At 72.3% G+C, this 15,637-nt stretch carries 17 protein-coding genes; 11 read left to right on the top strand and 6 right to left on the bottom strand.

Annotated features, from left to right (window positions below; genetic code table 11):
- Position 1 precedes the first annotated feature (1 nt).
- The gene (locus ACGFMK_RS33930) at positions 2–196 is read left to right on the top strand and encodes an acyl-CoA carboxylase epsilon subunit (RefSeq protein WP_392772023.1); all 195 of its coding nucleotides are present in this window, start codon (positions 2–4) and stop codon (positions 194–196) included.
- 464 nt (positions 197–660) lie between these two features.
- On the opposite strand, the gene ACGFMK_RS33925 is transcribed toward ACGFMK_RS33930, so the two are convergent.
- The 5 genes from ACGFMK_RS33925 to ACGFMK_RS33905 all read right to left on the bottom strand — a co-directional run bounded on the left by ACGFMK_RS33925 (position 661) and on the right by ACGFMK_RS33905 (position 5,167).
- Entirely contained in the window at positions 661–1,671 is a 1,011-nt protein-coding gene (locus ACGFMK_RS33925) for a carboxymuconolactone decarboxylase family protein (RefSeq protein ID WP_392772021.1), read from the bottom strand.
- A 10-nt stretch (positions 1,672–1,681) separates the two neighbouring features.
- On the bottom strand, positions 1,682–2,890 hold the full coding sequence (locus ACGFMK_RS33920; protein WP_392772019.1) for a class I SAM-dependent methyltransferase: 1,209 nt from the start codon (positions 2,888–2,890) through the stop codon (positions 1,682–1,684).
- 30 nt (positions 2,891–2,920) lie between these two features.
- Positions 2,921–4,300: a cytochrome P450 gene (locus ACGFMK_RS33915; RefSeq protein WP_392772016.1), complete on the bottom strand. Its 1,380-nt coding sequence runs from the start codon at positions 4,298–4,300 to the stop codon at positions 2,921–2,923.
- On the bottom strand, positions 4,297–4,725 hold the full coding sequence (locus ACGFMK_RS33910; protein ID WP_392772013.1) for an SgcJ/EcaC family oxidoreductase: 429 nt from the start codon (positions 4,723–4,725) through the stop codon (positions 4,297–4,299). Before ACGFMK_RS33910 ends, ACGFMK_RS33915 begins: the two co-directional genes overlap by 4 nt.
- 148 nt (positions 4,726–4,873) lie before the next feature.
- A complete protein-coding gene (locus ACGFMK_RS33905; protein WP_392772011.1) occupies positions 4,874–5,167 on the bottom strand; it encodes a hypothetical protein in 294 nt (97 codons plus the stop codon).
- 289 nt (positions 5,168–5,456) lie between these two features.
- Here ACGFMK_RS33905 and ACGFMK_RS33900 point away from each other — a divergent pair, with 289 nt between their 5' ends.
- The 10 genes from ACGFMK_RS33900 (at position 5,457) to ACGFMK_RS33855 (ending at position 12,999) form a co-directional block, all read left to right on the top strand.
- Complete coding sequence (locus tag ACGFMK_RS33900; protein WP_392772008.1) at positions 5,457–5,777, top strand: DUF6235 family protein; 321 nt, start codon at positions 5,457–5,459, stop codon at positions 5,775–5,777.
- Positions 5,778–5,997: 220 nt separating this feature from the next.
- On the top strand, positions 5,998–6,483 hold the full coding sequence (locus tag ACGFMK_RS33895; RefSeq protein ID WP_323336650.1) for a DUF6423 family protein: 486 nt from the start codon (positions 5,998–6,000) through the stop codon (positions 6,481–6,483).
- A 34-nt stretch (positions 6,484–6,517) separates the two neighbouring features.
- The gene (locus ACGFMK_RS33890) at positions 6,518–7,834 is read left to right on the top strand and encodes an NAD(P)-binding protein (protein ID WP_392772005.1); all 1,317 of its coding nucleotides are present in this window, start codon (positions 6,518–6,520) and stop codon (positions 7,832–7,834) included.
- Entirely contained in the window at positions 7,827–8,267 is a 441-nt protein-coding gene (locus tag ACGFMK_RS33885; protein ID WP_392772002.1) for a DUF6187 family protein, read from the top strand. Before ACGFMK_RS33890 ends, ACGFMK_RS33885 begins: the two co-directional genes overlap by 8 nt.
- Positions 8,239–8,790, top strand: a complete 552-nt coding sequence (locus tag ACGFMK_RS33880) for a carboxymuconolactone decarboxylase family protein (RefSeq protein ID WP_392772000.1) — start codon at positions 8,239–8,241, stop codon at positions 8,788–8,790. The genes ACGFMK_RS33885 and ACGFMK_RS33880 overlap by 29 nt, the downstream gene beginning before the upstream one ends.
- Before the next feature lie 112 nt (positions 8,791–8,902).
- Complete coding sequence (gene aroF, locus ACGFMK_RS33875) at positions 8,903–9,949, top strand: 3-deoxy-7-phosphoheptulonate synthase (RefSeq protein WP_392771997.1); 1,047 nt, start codon at positions 8,903–8,905, stop codon at positions 9,947–9,949.
- A gap of 109 nt (positions 9,950–10,058) precedes the next feature.
- Entirely contained in the window at positions 10,059–10,529 is a 471-nt protein-coding gene (locus ACGFMK_RS33870; RefSeq protein WP_392771994.1) for an SRPBCC family protein, read from the top strand.
- Positions 10,530–10,534: 5 nt separating this feature from the next.
- On the top strand, positions 10,535–10,966 hold the full coding sequence (locus ACGFMK_RS33865) for a hypothetical protein (RefSeq protein ID WP_392771991.1): 432 nt from the start codon (positions 10,535–10,537) through the stop codon (positions 10,964–10,966).
- Positions 10,966–11,733: a cytochrome P450 gene (locus tag ACGFMK_RS33860; RefSeq protein ID WP_392771988.1), complete on the top strand. Its 768-nt coding sequence runs from the start codon at positions 10,966–10,968 to the stop codon at positions 11,731–11,733. The genes ACGFMK_RS33865 and ACGFMK_RS33860 overlap by 1 nt, the downstream gene beginning before the upstream one ends.
- An 84-nt stretch (positions 11,734–11,817) precedes the next feature.
- Positions 11,818–12,999, top strand: a complete 1,182-nt coding sequence (locus ACGFMK_RS33855) for an FAD-dependent monooxygenase (protein ID WP_392772110.1) — start codon at positions 11,818–11,820, stop codon at positions 12,997–12,999.
- A 310-nt stretch (positions 13,000–13,309) separates the two neighbouring features.
- Here the strand turns inward: ACGFMK_RS33855 and ACGFMK_RS33850 are convergent, their stop codons facing one another.
- Positions 13,310–15,484: a molybdopterin oxidoreductase family protein gene (locus tag ACGFMK_RS33850; RefSeq protein WP_392771985.1), complete on the bottom strand. Its 2,175-nt coding sequence runs from the start codon at positions 15,482–15,484 to the stop codon at positions 13,310–13,312.
- Positions 15,485–15,637: the final 153 nt, after the last annotated feature.

Here is a 15,637-nt window from a genome sequence, read left to right as displayed (position 1 = left end):
GATGTCCACAGTGGACGAACTGGTGCTGGTCGTACGCGGCGCACCGGACGACGCGAGCCTGGCGGCCCTGGTGGCCGTCCTCGTCCGGTGCGCCGGGGCGGCCGGCCCACCGCCGCCGCCCCCGCGTTCGCCGTGGGCCGGAGATACCTGGCACCCCGGCCCCGGCGCCTGGCGCCGCTCCGCCCTCCCGCACTGAGCCGCGGCCTTTCGCCGCCACTCCCGTGCCAGCCCGGCCATCTCACGTCCCCAGACAGCCGGCTCACGTACCTGGGCGGACGACACACGTACCCAAATGGACGACTCGCGTACCCAGCCGGACGACACACGTACCTGGGGGACGACTCGCGTACCCAGACAGACGACACGCGTACCTGGGCGGACGACACGCGTACCTGGGCGGACGACACGCGTACCTGGGCGGACGACACGCGTACCTGGGCGGACGACACGCGTACCTGGGCGGACGACACACGTGCCCAGACAGACGACACGCGTACCCAGAGGGTCGGCTCGTCGGGTGCGTGAGCCGACCCTTCGGGTACGCGTGTCGTCCATTCAGGTACGCGAGTCGTCCGCTTGGGTACGCGTGTCGTCCGGCTGGGTACGGGGAAGCCGGCCCGGCGCGGTAAGCGCTGGGCCGGCTTCGGGCAACCGGCGGGGTCAGGCCGGGGTGGCTACCCAGGTGCTGATCCGGCGGGCCGCGGCCATGCTCGCCCAGGCCGCCAGCTCGATCAGGGTGTCGTCGCCGGGGGCGGTGGTGCGGAAGGCTTCCACCAGAGCGTCGTCGACCTGGTAGGACGCCAGCGCGATGGCCAGCGCCAGCCGGCCCGCGGGGCGGTCGGCCTCGTCGAGACCGGTGACGGCCTCCTCGAGCCAAGAGCGGCTGAGCCCCGGCGGCTGACCGTCCCAAGTGGACAGCCGCTCGCGTAGCAGTGTGCGCACCGCGGGCGGTACCGAACGGGCGCCCGCCGCCTCCGCCGCCGCGTAGGCGCGGGCGAAGGCGTCGGCCACGAGGGCGTTCGGACGCGCCCAGTCCAGGTCCGCCGGCAGCGGCGCGGCCGGCAGCAGGTCCAGCGACGCCCCCGGCCGGGGGGTCCTGGCCGACGGCCGCAGCACGCTGCCCAAGACCTTCCGCGCCTGCGGTTTCGCCGACTCCGGGACGTGCGACGGGAACGGCGAGTCGCGCAGGAACACGTTGACCACGCGGTTGTAGTACTGGAACGCCACCGCCACGCCGATCAGCTCCGGCGCCTGCTCCGGCGGGAACGGCGGGACGCCCGCCGGCCCGGTCGCCGACACCCGGGCCCACTTCTCGAGGGCCTCCCGGTCGGACTCGCCGGCCGGGATCGCGGCGAGCGTCATGCCGTGGACGTCGACGCAGTACGGGCAGCTGTTGGCCTCGGACACACCGGTGGCCACCGCCTCCTTGCCCGCCCGGTCGGCCCGGCCCGGCGCCAGCAGGGTCTCCCGCAGGATCGCCCACGCCGCCGCCATCGCCTCCGGGGCCGCCGAGTGCAGCGCCACCGGCGGTGCGAGCATGCTGAAGTCCCGTTCCACCTGCCGGTACACCGCGGCGACCAGGCCGCGGGCCCGGCTCCGCGGCACGACCTGGACGTACCGGGTGTCGCGAAGCGACCTGCGCACCGCGAACCGGACCAATCCTGCGACCATCACGGACTCCTTATCGGGCGGTGTTCGCGCGGGCGATGACGGCTCCCACCACGAAGTCCGGGTACTCCTCGGCGATCGCGTCGACGTCGGGCAGGACCGTCACGTCGCCCAGCCCGGCCGCCTCGAACGTGGCGCGCCAGGCCGCCGGGGTGAGGAAGCCGTGTGTCGGCCGCTTCACCGGGTCGGTGATGACGTCGGTGAAGCTGTCCAGGAAGTCGAAGATGATCTCGGCGTGGATCGGCCGCGCGAGCTTCGTCGGGCGCACGCACTCGGACACGACGACCGCCCCGCCCGGTTTCAGCGCCTTCGCCGCCTCGGCGACGACGAAGTCGAGGTCGGGCGCCACGTGGAAGCAGTTCACCGCGTACACCGCGTCGAACGTGCCGGGTTCGACCCCCTGCGACTCCCACGGCAGCGTCATGTCGATGCGGGCCGACTCGACCGTCGTCGACGGCGACGCGGCCGCGTTGGCCGCCCGCTCACCGTGGCGGGCGAAGGTTTCCGCGACCTCGGTGAAGCGGTAGCGAGTGACGTCCGAGCCGAGCGTGCGGAGCACCTGCTCGGCGCCGCTGCCGCAGCCGCCGCCGATCTCGAGGATCTCGAACGGGCCGCCGTCCGCCTCGGCCGCGAGCCGGGAAAGCGCTTCCGCGCCGACCTTGTTGTTGATGGAGTACAGCAGGTTGTCGTTGGAGAAGTACTTCAGCCACAGCGGGAGCTGCGCGGGCGCGAAGAGGATCTCGTCGCCGGTGGCTTCGCCGGCGAAGAACGTCTTCGCCTCGTCGACGAGCGTCCGCAGGATTTCGACGGCGACGGCGGCACCCGGCTCCCGCGCGGCGAGTTCGGCGGCGACGTCGTCGAACGACGGGACGGGCACCGTGCCGGGCACGTAACGGCCGCCTTCGCGGGCGAAGATCCCCGAGTCCGACAGCTTTTCGTACAGGAAGTGCAGGGGGATCGTCCGGCGCCACGGGATCGACAGCTCCTGCTTGGCCTGCGGGACCGAGGTGCCGGCGGCGGTCGGCAGGGCGCCGATCGCGGAGAGGATCCGGTGGGCGGTCGCGTCGACGAGGCGGGCGAACGTCTCGTTGGCCGCCAGGAAGCGGAACGGGAAGTGCTCCCGGACGCCCTCGTCGGCGATGGCGGCTCGCAGCTTCGCGAACTCCGCCGCTTTCGGGTGGTCTTCGGGTCGGCCGTAGCCGTTCTCCGCCTGCTCAGTCATGTTCACTCACTTTCGCGATGTCCGAGGAGGTCAGGCCGCGGCACGGCCGGCGTCCGGGAACGAGCGGACGGTCAGGGAGAGCCCGCCGCCGAGGCGCAGCGACATCATCGGTTCCGGCTTGACCGAGAAACCGGGCACCGGGTCGAACCGCAGGTCGCGCATCAGGGTGGAGATGATGAAGGTGGCCTCCATCATGCCCAGGTGGTTCCCGACGCAGAACCGCGGACCGGCGCCGAACGGGATGTGCGCGTACCGCGGCCGGTCGGCGGGCACGTCCGGGTCGAAGCGCTCCGGGTCGAACCGCTCCGGCTCCGGCCAGTACCGCGGGTGCCGGTGCAGGGTGTACGGGCAGATGAGGACTTCCGCGCCGGCCGGCACGTGGTAGCCGCCGACCTCGTCGTCGGCGAGCGCGCGGCGCGGCAGGATCCACACCGGCGGGTTCAGCCGCATGGCCTCCTGCAGCACCATGTGCGTGTACCGCAGCTTGGTCAGGTCCTCGTAGGCCGGACGGCGGTCGCCGTAGACCGCCACCGCCTCCTCGTGCAGCCGGTCCCGGACCTCCGGGTGCCTGCTCACGTGGTCCAGCGTCCAGCCGACCGTGCTGGCCGTCGTCTCGTGCCCGGCCAGCAGCAGCGTCACCAGCTCGTCGCGCATGCGGCGGTCGGCGACCCGCTTGTCGGTCTCCTTGGCCGTGGAGGCGATGAGCCGGGTCAGCACGTCGTCACCGGTCGCGGACGGCTCGGCCTTCCGCTTGGCCACGAGGAGCCCCACGACGTGCTGGAGGTGCTCACGGGCCGACCGGAAGGCGCGCTGCCCCTTCAGCGGCAGCCACCGCGGCACCATGCCCAGCGTCTCCATCTCGAACATGGCCTGGTCCTGCACGGCCTCGAAGGAGTGCTCGACCGCGTCGAACGCGCTGAGGTCGGTGTCCAGCAGGGTGCTGCCGAGCACGCCGAGGGTGAGCGCGGTGACCTCGGACAGCACGTCCGCCGGGCGGCCGCTGTTGCGGTGGACGGCGAGGCGCTCGACCAGGCCGAGCGCCTCGTCGATGATCACGTCGGCCTGCGCGGCGATCCGCTTGTGCTGGAACACCGGCTGGATGGTGCGCCGCTGTTCCTTCCACAGCGCGCCTTCCGACGTCAGCAGCCCGTCGCCCAGCGCCCGCTTGGCCTCGGTGTAGCCGATGCCCTTGTGGTAGTTCGCCGCGTTGTCGGCGAGCACGTGCTTGGCGTGGTCGGGGTGGTTGAAGATGTAGAGCGTCTTCGGGCCGATCGCCACCCGCACCGCGTCGCCGTACTCGCGGACCGCTTCGCTCATCAGGCCCAGCCGGTCCGCGCGGAGCTTGCGGAGGATCCCCGGGGCCGCCCGGCGCGGCGGTCCCGGCGGAACCCGGCGGGTGGCGCCGGTCATGCGCCGGGGTGGGGCAGGCCGGTCTTCGCGGTGCTGTTCTGGTAGGCGGCGAGCCGCCACTGGCCGTCGGTGCGCACGGCGAACCAGCCGGCCCGGATGGCCTGCTCGTCGGAAACCTCGGTCTCACCCTCGGCCAGGACGCCACCGGAAGAGAGCAGCAGCGCGGTGTCGGGACCGAAGAAGCGCAGGCTGATCGGCTTGCCGACGACCTGGGTACCGGCGTAGGTGGTGGCGAAGGCCTCGGTGAAGTAGGCCTTGATGTCCTGGCGGCCCTGCCGGAAGATGCCCGGCAGGATCAGGGTGCCGTCGTCGGTGAACAGATCGGCGATCGCCGACGCGTCACCGTGGGCCCAGGCGGCGAGCATCTTCTGGGTCATCACTGCGACGGCTGCCTGGTCGGCGGCCGACGCCTCGTTCGTGGTCATGGTGCTTCCTTTCGGCGCGAGCGACGGGAACCGCGGGCGGGCACGGGGAAACGGGCCGAAAGCGGGGCCACCCGCGGTCGACCGGTACGTCCAGGTTCGCACCGGCGGGCTGCGGAACACGTCTCCCGCTGTGCGGGAACCGGCGCGCTCACGCCGCCGCGTCGTGCGCTTCCGGCCGCATCGCGCGCAGCCGGGACGCGGCCTGCCGCTCCCGCGCGGCGGCGTGGGTGCTGTGGCCGCGATGTACGGCCACGTAACGGACTTCGCCGTCGACCAGCACCTCGAGCCCGGTCGGCTGCCCTGGTTCGAACCCCGACCCGCACGCGGCGCAGGTGCGCTGGCGCTCGGCCGCGCTCTCCGGCCCGCGCCGGGCCGGTGCGGTCGGCGGCGGGCCGGTCTCGGTGTCGGCGAAGCCCTCGCGAGGGCTGAGCTGTTCGGTCATGGGGCACCTCGGATGCGGACGCCGGTGTCGTCACCGGGGGAGGGGGTATGCAGAACTCCTGACCTCCCAGTGCACACCCCACGGCTTCGGCGCGACCACTTGCGCGCTGCGCACCTTGTCCGCTACCGCACGGACTTCTCCGTGCCGGAGGGCACGATCGGAGATGATCCCAGGCCCCTTCGCGGGTGACACTGGAGGCTGTTTGGGCCGGAGTGTCACCGGGCCCGGCGCGGGCCCGGCCCGCGTCCCCGTCCCGGGTACCTCGCGACGTTGGTTGGGAGGCCGGCGGATGGCAATGCGCCTCCAGCTCGTCGATGGACTCGAGTTGCTCGAGGAGTGGGCTGAATCGGCGTCACAAGCCGAGCGAAATGTTGTTTACGAGGCATTGTTCGCTATTGGCGACGGTTCCGCCTTCCTGATTTACGACATTTTCGGCGACCCCGGTGACCGGAGCAATTTGATTGTCTCGGTGCGCCCGCAGCTGGTGCTCAAGGTGCTGGTGCGGCGCGCGGACTCGTCGTTCGCGATCCGCTACGTCGGCGCGCCCGACCACACGGACGGTGACGTCGCCCCAGCTCGCGAGGAGCCGAGCAGCCCGGAGGGTGCCTAGTCCGAACGGGTTACGGCGGCGTCCGCCCGGGCCGTGCGATTACGCCCGGTCGATCATGTATCCCTCACCTTGACAGCCTCTCGCGGCGTGTGAAAGCCTTTTCGTGTTCGCTGGTCAGCCCTTATTCCTGGGGTCCTTGTCATAAGGAGGCTGCACCATGTCGTCACCGGAATTGCCCGGGCTGGACGTCCACGGCCGGGTCCGAGCTCGTGACATCCAGATGACCGGGGTGGCCGACCTCGGCCGCCGGGTCCTGATGATCACCGGCGCGATCGACACCACCGACCACGACGTCTCGATCAGCGTGTCCCTGCCCGAGGCGGGCCGCTGGCAGGTCATCAAGGCCGAGACGAACCTGACCGACCGGACCTGGGTGGCCATGCAGGCGGTGCTGGACGAGGACTCGACGTTCGTCGACGACCCCGGCGCCGCGGTGATGTCCCCGCAGTTCGCGAAGTCCTTCATGACGCCCGACCAGCGGCGGCTCACCTTCTACGACGGTGAGGTGCGCCCGGGCGAAGCGGTGCTGAAGATGTATTCGATGGAGACGAGCGGCCGCAAGCCGGGGTACTTCTACTCCCGCTACAGCCCGATCGCCACCGACAGCGCCGAACAGTCACTGGAGACGCTCGAGCAGCTGGTCGCCAACGGGATGCAGCAGCGCCCGGTGGTCGAGCTGGCGGTGCCGATCACCGTCCTCGATTGAGCCCGGGTGCGGGCGCGGCGACCCTGGGGGACCCGTGATCAAGTTCGTGCCGGAGCCGCACCTGCTGGACTCGCCCCGCGGGCGTGACTGGCCGCGCCTGGGTGCGCCCCGGGCCCCGGGTCGCGGCGGCGCGCCGGGGAACAGCGCCGACGTCGTCATCGTCGGTGCGGGCCCGGCCGGGCTCGCGGTCGCGTCCGCGCTGTGGCACCACGGCGTGCGCGACGTCGTGGTCCTCGACCGTGACGGCCGTCCGTGCGGCCGGTTCTTCGACCGGATAGACCGGCTGGGCCAGCGGGTGCTGCGTTCGCCGTACGAGCACCACCCCGGCGTCGAGGGCTACCGCGACTGCGAGCTGCTGGACTTCGCGCGGCTGCACTGGTCGCGGCTGACCGGTGTCGAGCGGCGCGAGATCCGGATGGCCCAGGCCGGCCACCGCTCGGTCGTGCCGGTCGACGTCTTCGAGGCCTACTGCGACCACCTGGTGACGAGCCACCACGTCGCGGAGCGGACGTGGCAGGCGTCGGTGCGTGAGGTGCTGCCCACCGCCGAAGCGGTGACCGTGCGCGCGAACCGGTTCACCGTCACCGCCCCGCACGTCGTGCTCTGCCTCGGCGAGGAGCGGCGCCCGGCCCCCGAAGCCTGGTGGGGCGGCGGCACCCCGCCGCGCGGAGTGTCCTATTGGGACGATCCGGTGCCCGCCGGCGGGCACCGGCGGATCGTGGTCGGCGCCGGGCTCACCGCGGCGCACCTGCTCACCGCCTCGCTCGAGGCGGGCCACGAGGTCCACTGGGTCGTCCGCGAGACCGAAGAGCGGTACCAGTGCGCCGACGTGAACTCGTCCTTCTTCCGCCCCGAAGGCCGCGCGCGCTTCGACGGGGTGGACCGGGCCGGGCGGCTGGAGCTGATGGGCCGCCACCGGCGCGCGTCCATCATGTTCGAGTTCCGGCCGCGGCTGCGGCGGGCCGAGGCCGAGGGGCGGCTGGTCGTGCACCGCGGCGAGTCGGTCAAGGAGGTCGGCGACGGCAGCGGCGGGGTGGTGTGCCGGCTGGAGAGCGGGCACCTGATCGAGGCGGACCGCGCCGTGCTGGCCCTCGGGACGACACCGTCGATCGGCGGCGGCCTGCTTCCGCCGGACGTCGTCGCCGAGCGCGACGGCTGGCCTGCCCTCGACGAGCGGACGCTCGGCTACACCCGCGCGCCCCGGGTTTCGGTGGTCGGCGCGGCGGCCGGGCTGGTGCTCGGCCCGGCCGCGCGCAACATCGACGGCCACCGGGTGGCGACCGCGCGGGTGGCCGCGTCGATCGCGCACAGCCTGCGCCACGAGCGGGTGCCGGCGGTGGCCGGTGCCTGACACCCGGTTCACGCTGCCCCCGATCGACGACCCGCCCTCGACCGAGGTCGGCATCATCCTGCTCGGCCTCGACGCGCGGCGCCTGCTGGCCGGGCTCGGCTTCGCCCGGATCGCCGACGACCCGGCGCTGGTGACCCAGGCGGTCGACCTGGCCCGGCACGAGGTGGCCGGGCTCGGGTTCGCCGACCTGGTCGCGGCCGGGCGCGCCCGCTGGCGCGCCGTCCGGGACCTCGTCGAAAGCCGGGCCGAGACGTCGGCTTCGCCGCGCCGGGCGTGGGCCGAGGCCGCCGAGCGCGTCACCGCCGCTGTCCCCGAGGCCGGTCCGGCCTCGGTCGCCTACTTGACGGCCTGTTCGCTGCGTCGCGGGGAAGTCGACCGGGTCGCCGACGGAGACGGAGAATCCGATGTCGTACCTGAGGTTCCTGCCGGCTGAGACGCGGCTCCTGGACGTGTTCAAGGCCCACCCGGGCCCCGCTCGCCCGCTGCTGGAGCTGCACGAGCAGGTGATGCGGGCCGACTCGCCCTTCACCGCGGGCGAACGCGAGCTGATCGCGGCGTACGTCTCGGGCGTGAACAGCTGCGACTACTGCCACGGCATCCACACGGTCACCGCGGAGGCCTTCGGCGTCCCGGAGGGCACGCTCGCCGCGGCGGTGCGCGACCTCGACTCCGCGCCGGTGGACGACAAGCTCAAGCCGGTGCTCGCCTACGTCGGCAAGCTGACCCGCACGCCGTCGCGGATCACCGAGGCCGACGCCGAAGCCGTGTTCGCCGCCGGCTGGAGCGAGGACGCCCTGCACGACGCCGTCCTGGTCTGTGCGCTGTTCAACTTCATGAACCGCATGGTGGAGGGCGTGGGCCTGCGCGCCGACGAGGCGTACGCGACGGAGTCCGGACAGCGGCTGCACGACGGCGGCTACACGGGCCTGGCCAAGTTCCTCACCGACGAGGGCTGACCCTCCGGCCCTGCGCAACCGCGAGGACGCAGGGGCTCGCCGCGCTGCCGGATGCTCGGTGCAGAGGGCCGCCGACGGTGGTGGCCGCAGCCGGGGAGAAGGTGCCGAACTCATGGTCATCGTCATGGCGACCGATGCCGCGGCAGGAGACGTCGAGGCCGTCGTCGACCGGGTGACGGCGGCGGGCGGCGAAGCGTTCGTCAGCCGCGGGGTGAGCCGGGTGATCATCGGGCTGGTCGGCGACGTCGACCGGTTCGAGGCGCTCAACCTCAGCGGGCTGCCGGGAGTGCACAGCGTCACCCGCATCTCCGCGAAGTACAAGCTGGTGAGCCTGGAGCACCACAAGGAGCGCTCCACGGTGCACGTCCGCGGTGTGCCGATCGGCCCGGACACCATCACCCTGATCGCCGGGCCGTGCGCGGTGGAGACGCCGGAGCAGACCCTGGAGGCCGCGCGGATGGCGCAGGCCGCGGGCGCGACCCTGCTGCGCGGGGGCGCGTTCAAGCCGCGCACGTCGCCCTACGCCTTCCAGGGTCTCGGCGAGCTCGGCCTGCGGATCCTGGCCGACGTGCGGGCCGAAACCGGCCTGCCGGTGGTCACCGAGGTGGTCGCGGCGCACGACGTCGAAATGGTCGCCCAGTACGCGGACATGCTCCAGATCGGCACCCGAAACATGCAGAACTTCGCGCTGCTGCAGGCGGCGGGCGAGGCCGGCAAGCCGGTGCTGCTCAAGCGCGGGATGAACTCCACCATCGAAGAGTGGCTGATGGCCGCGGAGTACATCGCCCAGCGCGGCAACCTCGACATCGTGCTGTGCGAACGGGGGATCCGCACGTTCGAGACGGCCACCCGCAACACGCTCGACATCTCCGCGGTGCCGGTGGTCCAGCGGCTTTCGCACCTGCCGGTGATGATCGACCCGTCGCACTCCGGCGGACGGCGCGACCTCGTGCTGCCGCTCTCGCGCGCGGCGGTCGCGGTCGGCGCGGACGGCGTGCTCGTCGACGTCCACCCCCATCCCGAACAGGCCCTGTGCGACGGCCCGCAGGCGCTGCTCGCCGACGACCTGCGGGTGCTCCAGCAGTCCATCGAGGAGCTCGCCGAGGTGCTCGGCCGGCGTCCGCCGACGTGGTGGAACCGCCGCCTCCTGGCCGGCTGATTTCCTTTCCCGTGCGCCGGATCACCGGTGCGCACGCTCGAATGTTCCGTCGTGGCAACGGTTCTGGCTACCGTGCGGTGACGGTTCCCCTCAACTCCGTGGAGATGTCGTGATTGTCAAGCCGAAGCACACGATGTACCAGACGACCGTGCTCGACGCCGATCCGGACGCGGTCTGGGCCGAGGTCCGCGACGTCCTGAAGCTGGTGAAGATCCTCTTCGGGGACACCGTCGGCGGCGTGGAGTGGGTCGAGGGCGGCTCGCCGGAGCGGGTGCCGTCGCGCTACGAGTTCACGATGCTGGCCAACCAGGGTCTGGTGCAGCAGGAGGTCGCCGGGCGCAACGACGTGGCCCGCTCGCTCACCTACCGGACGCTCGCGCCCGTGCTGTGTCTTTACGACTACGTCGCCACCTACCGCGTCTTCCCGGTGACCAACGACCCCGGCCGCAGTTTCCTGGAGTACTCGCGGGAGTTCATGGTCACCGAAGACGCCGAGCCGGGCATCGTCGAGGCGCTCATGACCATGATGGACAACCAGATCAGCGTGGTCCGGGACTACTTCGCCCCGCCGGCTCAGTAGCCACGATGGACCGCACGGACGTCGCCTTCCTGGACGTCACCGCGCCCGGGTTCGGTTTCGGCACCCCGGAAGTGGCCGAGGCGCAGGCGAAGAACTGGTACGCGGACAGCCCGGTCGGCCTCCTCGTGCTGCGCTACGCCGAGGCGCGCGCGTTGCTGCGCGACCAGCGCCTCGACCACAACGGCAAGCGCTTCATGGCGATGAACGGCGTCTCCGGCGGGCCGATCCACGACTGGTTCGTCCCGATGATCATGAACCACGACGGCGCGCACCACCGCCGCCTGCGCGGGCTGGTGGGCAAGGCCTTCACCCCGCGGATGGTCGACGGGCTGCGGCCGTTCGTCCGGGACCGGGCGCGGGAGCTGGCCGGACACCTGGCGTCGGCGGCGGAGGGCGACTTCGTCGAGGAGTTCGCCAACCCGTTGCGCTGGCCGTGATGAGCGAAATGCTCGGCGTGCCGCCCGAGGACCACGAGCTCTTCCACACCTGGACGACGGACATCGGCCTGGTGTTCAGCCTCGCGCTCGGCGGCGACGTCGTGACCCGCGTCGAGACCGCGCTCGTCGGGCTGAACAAGTACGTCGACGAGCTGATCGAGGCCAAGAGAACCGCGCCGGGCGACGATCTCGTCTCCGCGCTCGTCGCCGCCCAGCGGGAGGATCCGCTGATCAGCCCGGCGGAGCTGCGCAACCTCATCGTCACCACGGTGTTCGCGGCGCACGACACGACCCGCCACCAGCTCGCCAACGCGATGGTCGCCTTCGCCGGGCACCCGGACCAGTGGCGGCTGCTGGGCCGCCGTCCCGGCCTGGCGGACCAGGCGGTCGACGAGGTCATGCGCTGGCTGCCGTCCTCCCCGACGATCTACCGGTTCGCCGCGCGGGACTTCGACTTCGAGGGCCGGCACATCGCCGAGGGCACCTTCCTCACCGTGGTCGTGACCGCCGCCCAGCGCGACCCGCGCGTCTTCACCGACGGCGCGGCGTTCGACATCACGGCCGCCCGCGACGCACCCCTGCTCCAGTTCGGGGCGGGACCGCACCACTGCCTCGGCATCGCGCTGGCCAAGCTGGAGCTGGGCGAGGCGCTGCCGGCGCTGGCGGGCCGGCTGGGGGCGCCGGAGTTCGCGGGCCCGTTCACGTGGCGGCCGCCGATCGGGATCCACGGGCCGAACAGCCTTCCCCTGCGTTTCGGCGGCCGGTGACGCCGGGACCGGGCCGCGGGCCACCGTACAATCCGGACGAGATCCGGACGGTGGACTGGGGGCACGGTGGGCGGTATCAGGGTTCTGGTGGCGGGGGCGAGCATCGCGGGGCCGGCGCTGGCCCACTGGCTGCGCCGGCGGGGGGCCGCGGTGACCGTGGTCGAGCGGGCCCCCGGGCTGCGTCCCGGCGGGCAGGCGGTGGACGCGCGCGGGGTGACCAAGGAGGTCATCGTGCGGATGGGGCTGGACGCGCCGGTGCGCGCGGCCCGCACCCGGACCGCCGGCGCGTACACAGTGGACGCGGACGGGACCGTGCTGGAGACCTTCAGCGCGGAGGACGACGGTGGCGACGGCTACATCTCGGAGATCGAGATCCTGCGCGGCGACCTGTCCCAGGTGCTCTACGACGACACCCGCGACGGTGTCGAGTACGTCTTCGGCGACCGGATCGCCGAGCTCACCCAGGACGCCGACGGCGTCGACGTGGTCTTCGCGGGCGGTGACCGGCGGCGCTTCGACCTGGTGGTCGGGGCGGACGGGCTGCACTCGTCGCTGCGGGCGATGGTCTTCGGGCCGCGCGAGCGGTTCGTCCGCCACCTCGGGCTCGTGCTCGCCTTCTACAGCGTGCCCAACGAGTTCGGGCTGGATCGCTGGCTGATCGACCACCAGGACAAGGAGTCCGGGCGTTCCGCGAGCCTGCGGCCCATCCGGGACGCCACCCGGGCGATGGCCATGTTCTCCTTCCCCGCGGCGGACTTCGACGTCGACCACCGCGACGTCGAAGCCCAGAAGGTCCTGCTGCGCGAGCGGGTGGCCGGCCTGGGCTGGCTGACCCCGCGCATCCTCGCGCACCTGGACGACACCCCGGACTTCTACCTCGACCAGGTCGCCCAGGTGGTGCTGGAGCGCTGGTCGAGCGGCCGGGTGGGGCTGCTCGGGGACGCGGCGTTCTGCGCGTCGCCGATGTCCGGGCAGGGCACCGGGCTGGCCCTGGTCGGCGCCTACCTGCTGGCCGGGGAGCTGGCCGCCGCCGGCTGGGACCCGGCGGCCGGGTTCGCCGCCTACGAGGCCCGGATGCGCTCGTTCGTCGAGGCCAACCAGGAGATCGGCCGGCTGCACGTGGACAGCCTCGCCGCGGCGGAGCCTGGCGCCGAGCCGGCCCCGGAGCCGGACATGGAGGCGCTCACCGCGCTGGTCGAGCGCGCGCTCAACGGCGTCGAGCTGCCCGACTACGCCGGAGTGCCGGATTCCGGGGCCACCGCCTGATTTCGCGGTGGCCCGGCCCGGGTCAGGCGAGCTTCGGCAGGTCGTCCTCGAACGGCAGGGTGACGAGACCCGCCTCGCACCGGCCGGCGCGCTTGCCTAGGTCGAGCCGGTTCTACGCGGAGATCTTCCGGCTGGAGACGTGACCGCGAGGCGACGATGGAGGATCTGGGACGTTGAGTGGCCAGAAACCTCCATCGTCGAACGCAGAGGGCCCCTGTCGTGACGCGACTCTACAACTTGCGCTAGACCGCCACCGCCCGCAGGCCGTGCCGCGGCTTCGCTTACACCGTGGGCGAGATCTTCTGTCTCGCTAGGACGAGTACGGGCCGACCGTGACCGGCACGCCGTTGAAGACCGCGTTGCCGGACGGGACGTCCACGACCAGCTCGTCGGTCAGCGTGTTCGCGTTGACCCCGGGGTGCTGCGCGGCGACGCGCTGCGTGCTGCCCGCGTGCCCCCAGCCGTGGGGGAGGCTCACCACGCCCGGCATGATCGAGTCGGTCGGCTCGACCTCGACGACCAGCTCGCCGGCCGACGAGCGCACCACCGCGCGCTCACCCAGGCCGTACCGGGTGACGTCGGCCGGGTTGACGTGCAGCGTGCACCGGTTGCTGCCGCCGACGAGCGACGGGACGTTGTGCAGCCAGCTGTTGTTGGACCGCAGCTGGCGGCGACCGATCAGCAGCATCTCCGGCGCCGGCTCGGCCAGCCGCGCGCGCAGCCGCGCGAAGTCGGCGACGATCGGCTCCGGCGTCAGCTCGACCTTGCCCGACGGGGTGCACACCAGCTCCTTCAGCCGCGGCTCGAGCGGGCCGAGGTCGATGCCGTGCGGCTTTTCCTTGAGCTTGGCCAGGGAAAGCCCGTACGGGCCGAACTTCAGCAGGGTGTCCAGGATCTGCTCCGGGCCGTCGTCGCCCTCGATCGTCGCGCGCAGCACCTCGACGTCCATGCCCTCCACCGGGGAGCCGGGCATCTGCGTCGCCCCGGTGAGCAGCTGGCCGATGAAGCCCTCGTCGACGGCGCCCGCCGGCACCTGCAGCGGGGCGCCGCCCGCGATCAGCGTCAGCCGCGCCAGGATCTCCGCCTCCGACCGCTGGTCGTCGTCGAGCGGCAGGGCCGCGGGGGAGTAGCGGGTGTAGTTGCGCACCATCACGATCTGCATCAGGAAGTCGTAGTGCGCCATCTGCAGGATGCGCGGCGGCGGCAGGATCACGTGCGCGCGCCGGGTGGTCTCGGTGAGGTACGGGTCGACGCAGACCATGAAGTCCAGCTCGTCGAACGCCCGCCCGAACCGCGGCCCGTTGGGGGCCGCGACCACCTGGTTGGCCGCGATGTTGATCAGCGCCCGGACCTGGCCTTCGCCGGGTGTCTCGATCTCGTCGGGCAGCGTCGCGGTCGGCAGCTCGCCGAGCACCTCGGGGAAACCCTTGACGCGGCTGCGCCAGCGGTCCCATTCGAACGGCTGCCCGGTGCGGAACACCTCGAGCGCGGCGGTCCGGGTGAACATCGTCCCGCCGGGGTTGTCGAGGTTGCCGGTCAGGATGTTGATCACGTCGACGAGCCACTGCGTGATCGTCCCGAACTCGACGGTCGACCCGCCCATGCGCGAGTACACCGCGGCCGTCGGCGCCGCGGCCAGCTCGCGGGCGAGCCGCGCGATGTCCTCGGCCGGCACGCCGCACACCAGCTCGGCCACCGCGGGCGAGAACTCCTCGGTCAGGGCCTTGAGCTCGTCGATCCCGGCGACGTCGTGGGTGATCGTGGCGAGGTTCTCCTGCAGCAGCGTGTGGACGATGCCCAGCAGCAGCACCGAGTCCGTGCCCGGCCGGACGAAGAAGTGCTCGTCGCAGGCCTTCGCGGTGCGGGTGCGGCGGGGGTCGACCACGACCAGCTTGCCGCCGCGCGCGCGCAGCGCCCGCAGCCGCGCCGGCATGTCCGGGGCGCAGAACAGGGAACCGTGCGACTCCATCGGGTTCGCGCCGAGCACGAGCAGGTAGTCGGTCCGGTCGATGTCCGGCACGGCGATGGCGAACGGGTCGCCGTAGAGGTGGGCGCAGGCGACGTGCTTCGGCATGTGGTCGATCGTGCCGGAGGAGTAGACGTTCTTCGTCGCCAGCGACTGGATCAGCGGGATGCGGTACAGGAACCCGGCCATCGTGTGGTAGGTCGGGTTCCCGAAGTAGACGGCGACCGCGTCGCGGCCGTACTTCTCGATGACGCCGGTGATCCCGCGCTCGACGGCCGCGAACGCCTCGTCCCAGGAGGCCTCCCGCCACTCGTCGCCTTCGCGGATCATGGGGTGGCGCAGGCGGTCCGGGTCCTCGTCGAGGGTGCCGAGGCTCGCGCCCTTCGGGCAGATGTAGCCCTTGGTGAACGGGTCCTGCTCGTCACCGCGCACCTTCGTGACGCGGCCGGCGGGGTCGAGGTCGATCTTCAGTCCGCAGACGGCGTCGCAGATGGGACAGGTGCGGTGCGCGGTGGTCATCGGCACTCCAGTGGTGGGGTCGCCCCTACGGGCGCGGCCACGGGAGTCCCGGCGGGACTCGCCCGGGCCACGGGGCAGGGGGGGGGGGTCGAGCCGCCCGACGCAGCGGCGGCGGCGCGCGCGCCCACGGCCGGGAGCCCCCCACGCCCCCCC

This window comes from Amycolatopsis sp. NPDC049252 (assembly GCF_043197175.1).
In the GTDB taxonomy this organism is placed as follows: Bacteria; Actinomycetota; Actinomycetes; order Mycobacteriales; family Pseudonocardiaceae; genus Amycolatopsis.
The sequence above is the reverse complement of the archived record's forward strand: the minus strand, read 5'-3'. Positions and strand labels throughout refer to the sequence as shown.

Coding starts and splice junctions, on each gene's coding strand:
- ACGFMK_RS33930 (WP_392772023.1), top strand. CDS start 2: ATGTCCACAGTGGACGAACTGGTGCTGGTCGTACGCGGCGCACCGGAC.
- ACGFMK_RS33925 (WP_392772021.1), bottom strand. CDS start 1,671: ATGGTCGCAGGATTGGTCCGGTTCGCGGTGCGCAGGTCGCTTCGCGAC.
- ACGFMK_RS33920 (WP_392772019.1), bottom strand. CDS start 2,890: ATGACTGAGCAGGCGGAGAACGGCTACGGCCGACCCGAAGACCACCCG.
- ACGFMK_RS33915 (WP_392772016.1), bottom strand. CDS start 4,300: ATGACCGGCGCCACCCGCCGGGTTCCGCCGGGACCGCCGCGCCGGGCG.
- ACGFMK_RS33910 (WP_392772013.1), bottom strand. CDS start 4,725: ATGACCACGAACGAGGCGTCGGCCGCCGACCAGGCAGCCGTCGCAGTG.
- ACGFMK_RS33905 (WP_392772011.1), bottom strand. CDS start 5,167: ATGACCGAACAGCTCAGCCCTCGCGAGGGCTTCGCCGACACCGAGACC.
- ACGFMK_RS33900 (WP_392772008.1), top strand. CDS start 5,457: ATGGCAATGCGCCTCCAGCTCGTCGATGGACTCGAGTTGCTCGAGGAG.
- ACGFMK_RS33895 (WP_323336650.1), top strand. CDS start 5,998: ATGACCGGGGTGGCCGACCTCGGCCGCCGGGTCCTGATGATCACCGGC.
- ACGFMK_RS33880 (WP_392772000.1), top strand. CDS start 8,239: ATGTCGTACCTGAGGTTCCTGCCGGCTGAGACGCGGCTCCTGGACGTG.
- aroF (WP_392771997.1), top strand. CDS start 8,903: ATGGTCATCGTCATGGCGACCGATGCCGCGGCAGGAGACGTCGAGGCC.
- ACGFMK_RS33865 (WP_392771991.1), top strand. CDS start 10,535: ATGGACCGCACGGACGTCGCCTTCCTGGACGTCACCGCGCCCGGGTTC.
- ACGFMK_RS33860 (WP_392771988.1), top strand. CDS start 10,966: ATGAGCGAAATGCTCGGCGTGCCGCCCGAGGACCACGAGCTCTTCCAC.
- ACGFMK_RS33850 (WP_392771985.1), bottom strand. CDS start 15,484: ATGACCACCGCGCACCGCACCTGTCCCATCTGCGACGCCGTCTGCGGA.